This window comes from Acidovorax sp. KPB24-03 (assembly GCF_057546605.1).
Window position 1 is genome coordinate 1 of sequence record NZ_BAAJYR010000386.1, and the last position, 3,285, is coordinate 3,285.

The 3,285-nt window shown below is 68.7% G+C and carries 4 protein-coding genes and 1 pseudogene; all 5 read left to right on the plus strand.

Going from position 1 to position 3,285, the window contains the following annotated elements:
• Window positions 1-458, plus strand: a 458-nt coding sequence (locus AC27KI_RS21365; protein WP_487115716.1) for an amino acid ABC transporter permease, incomplete at its 5' end; no start/stop codon positions are given.
• On the plus strand, window positions 442-1,170 hold the full coding sequence (locus tag AC27KI_RS21370; protein ID WP_284426165.1) for an amino acid ABC transporter ATP-binding protein: 729 nt from the start codon (window positions 442-444) through the stop codon (window positions 1,168-1,170). The genes AC27KI_RS21365 and AC27KI_RS21370, both read left to right, overlap by 17 nt.
• Window positions 1,171-1,250: 80 nt before the next feature.
• Entirely contained in the window at window positions 1,251-2,027 is a 777-nt protein-coding gene (locus AC27KI_RS21375) for a transporter substrate-binding domain-containing protein (protein WP_272567691.1), read from the plus strand.
• A 58-nt stretch (window positions 2,028-2,085) separates the two neighbouring features.
• Window positions 2,086-3,096 carry a zinc-binding alcohol dehydrogenase family protein gene (locus AC27KI_RS21380; protein WP_284396881.1) on the plus strand — a complete coding sequence of 337 codons (1,011 nt, stop codon included), beginning with the start codon at window positions 2,086-2,088 and terminating at the stop codon, window positions 3,094-3,096.
• Between the two features lie 13 nt (window positions 3,097-3,109).
• Window positions 3,110-3,285: pseudogene (locus AC27KI_RS21385) on the plus strand (mannitol dehydrogenase family protein); the annotation flags it as partial.

Consider the following 3,285-nt stretch of genomic DNA (forward strand, 5'->3'; position numbering starts at 1 on the left):
TGGTGCTGCTGCCGCTGGCGTATTTCGGCCTGCCCTCGCTCGGGTTCAACGTGGCGCCGCTCACGGCGGCGTCGCTGGCGCTGTCGATCTACGTGTCGGCCTACCTGGGCGAGATCTGGCGTGGCTGCATCGAGTCGGTGCCGCGCACGCAGGCCGAGGCCGCGGAATGCCTGGCCCTGCGCTGGCACCAGCGCGTGTGGCACGTGATCCTGCCGCAGGCCGTGAAGATCGCCACGCCGCCCACCGTGGGCTTCATGGTGCAGATCGTCAAGAACACCTCGCTGGCCTCGGCCATCGGCTTCGTGGAGCTGGCGCGGGCGGGCCAGATCATCAACAACTCCACCTTCGAGCCGTTCGTGATCTTCGTGATCGTGGCGGCCCTGTATTTCGTCCTGTGTTACCCGCTGTCGGTGCTGAGCCGGCGCCTGGAGAGGAGCTTTCATGTCGCCCATCGTTGAGATCGAGAACATCTCCAAGTGCTTCGGCGCCACCCGCGTGCTGGAAGGCGTGTCGTTCACGGTGAACAAGGGCTCGGTGGTCGCCATCATCGGCCAGAGCGGATCGGGCAAGAGCACGGCGCTGCGCTGCATCGACCGGCTGGAGACGGTGGATGCCGGCCGCATCCGCGTGTGCGGCCACGAGGTGACCGCGCCCGGGCTGAACCTGCACCAACTGCGCCGCGACGTGGGCATCGTGTTCCAGAGCTACAACCTGTTCCCGCACCTCACCGTGCTGGAGAACATCATGCTGGCCCCGCGCCTGGTGCAAAAGGCCGCCAAGGCCGAGGTGCGCGATCGTGCCCAGGCCGTGCTGGCGCAGGTGGGCCTGTCCGACAAGGCCGACTGCTACCCCTCGCAGCTGTCGGGCGGCCAGCAGCAACGCGTGGCCATCGCCCGGTCGCTGGCCATGCAGCCGCAGCTGATGCTGTTCGACGAGGTGACCTCGGCGCTGGACCCGCAACTGACCGGCGAGGTGCTGCGCGTGATGGAAAAGCTGGCCGAAGGCGGCATGACCATGATCCTCGTCACGCACGAGATGGGCTTTGCGCGCAAGGTGGCCGACGAGGTCATCTTCATGCACCGGGGCCGCGTGTGGGAGCACGGTCCGGCCTCGATCCTCGACGCGCCAGCCACCACCGAGCTGCGCGATTTCGTCGGCAACGGCCTGTAGCGCTGCCACGGTGATTCCCGAGCCCCGCGCCAGACGGGGCCGACCCCCAACCCTTCCTTTTCACACGGAGACAAAGCCCCATGACAACACCGCGTTCCTTCCTGCTGCGCACCCTGCTGGCCTCGGCCGCCCTGATGGCCTTCGGCGCGGGCAGCGCCCATGCCGATCTGCTCAAGGACATCCGCGAGGCCAAGAAGATCCGCATCGCCCTCGACACCGGATCGCCGCCCTACGGTTTCGTGGACGACGCGATGAAGCCCGTGGGCTCCGACGTGGAGACCGCGCAGTTGCTGGCGCAGGACCTGGGCGTGGCCCTGGAGATGGTGCAGACCACCAGCCCCAACCGCATCCCGTTCCTGCAGACGGGCAAGGCTGACATCGTGGTCGCCTCGCTGTCGGTCACGCCCGAGCGCGAGAAGGTCATCGACTTTTCGGTGCCCTACGCGCAGATCCTCGCCGTGGTCGCCGCCCCCAAGGCCGCGGACATCAAGGGCTTCGAAGACCTGCAGGGCAAGCGCGTGGCCACCACGCGCGGCTCCAACAACGACAAGGTCGTCACGCAGGGCGCCAAGGGCGCGCAGATCGTGCGCTTCGACGACGACGCCACGCTGGTCACCGCCGCGGTGAGCGGGCAGGCGGACATCATCGCCACCTCGCCCGCCATTGTGAACACGGTCCTGGCGAAGTCACCGCAGAAGGACCTGGTGCAGAAGTTCGTCATGCAGAAGGTGCCGCTCGGCGTCGGCCTGCGCAAGAACGAGCCCGAGCTGAAGGCCTGGATCAACGACTGGATCACCAAGAACACCGAGAACGGCAAGCTCGTCGCGATCTACAAGAAGTACCACGGCGGCAACTGAGCCAGCGGCTCAGTCCACCGACCCACCCACCCCTCTTTTTCCTGCATTGCGAGCCCCCATGCTGACCGTCATCTGTGAAACCCCTGGCACCCTGCGCGCCGTGGAGCGCGAGCGCCCCGTGCGCGGAGAGGGCGAAGTGCTGCTGCGCGTCAAGCGCGTGGGCGTGTGCGGCACCGACCTGCACATCTACACGGGCAACCAGCCGTTCCTGCAGTACCCGCGGGTGATGGGGCACGAACTGTCGGGCGTGGTGGAAGAGGCCGTGCCTGGCGGGCGGCTGGCGGTGGGCGACGTGGTCTACGTCATGCCCTACCTGTCGTGCGGCACCTGCGTGGCCTGCCGGCAGGGCAAGACCAACTGCTGCGTCAACATCCAGGTGCTGGGCGTGCACCGCGACGGCGCTTTCACCGAGGTGCTTTCGCTGCCCGAGGCCTTCGTGCACCGCGCCGAGGGCGCCACGCTGGATCAGGCCGCGATGATCGAGTTCCTCGCCATCGGCGCGCACGCCGTGCGCCGGGGCGACGTGCAGCCCGGCCAGCGCGTGCTGGTGGTGGGGGCCGGCCCGATCGGCATGGCCGCCATGATCTTCGCGAAGTTGCGCGGCGCCGAGGTGACGGCCATCGACGGCCGGCAGGACCGCGTGGCCTTTTGCCAGCGCGAGCTGGGCGTGGCCCATGCCGTGGCGCTGGGCGAGGGCGACGAGGCGCAGTTGTCCGCCGCCACGGGCGGCGAGTTCTACGACCAGGTGTTCGATGCCACGGGCAATGCCAAGGCCATCGAGCGCGGCTTCGGCTTCGTGGCGCACGGTGGCAAGTACGTGCTGATCTCGGTGGTGCGCGACACCATCACCTTCTCCGACCCCGAATTCCACAAGCGCGAGACCACGCTGCTGGGCAGCCGCAACGCCACCACCGAAGACTTCGAGACCGTGCTGGCCGCCATGCGCGCGGGCCAGGTGCCCACGGCGGCGCTCAACACGCACCGCATGGCCCTGGCCGACGTGCCGGCCGATTTCGCGCGGCTGCTGGACCCCGCCCAGGGCGTGGTCAAGGCCCTGGTGGAAGTCTGAGGAACGCGCCGCCATGGTCCAACCCATCCTCCAGTTCGGCACCAGCCGGTTCCTGCAGGCGCACGTCGATCTGTTCGTGTCCGAGGCGCTCGCGGGCGCTCCCGGCGCGGGCGATGCGTTGGGCGGCATCACCGTGGTGCAGACCACCGACCGCCCCGACGGCGCGGCCCGCGTCGCGGCGCTGGCGCG

Coding starts and splice junctions, on each gene's coding strand:
- AC27KI_RS21375 (WP_272567691.1), top strand. CDS start 1,251: ATGACAACACCGCGTTCCTTCCTGCTGCGCACCCTGCTGGCCTCGGCC.
- AC27KI_RS21380 (WP_284396881.1), top strand. CDS start 2,086: ATGCTGACCGTCATCTGTGAAACCCCTGGCACCCTGCGCGCCGTGGAG.
- AC27KI_RS21370 (WP_284426165.1), top strand. CDS start 442: ATGTCGCCCATCGTTGAGATCGAGAACATCTCCAAGTGCTTCGGCGCC.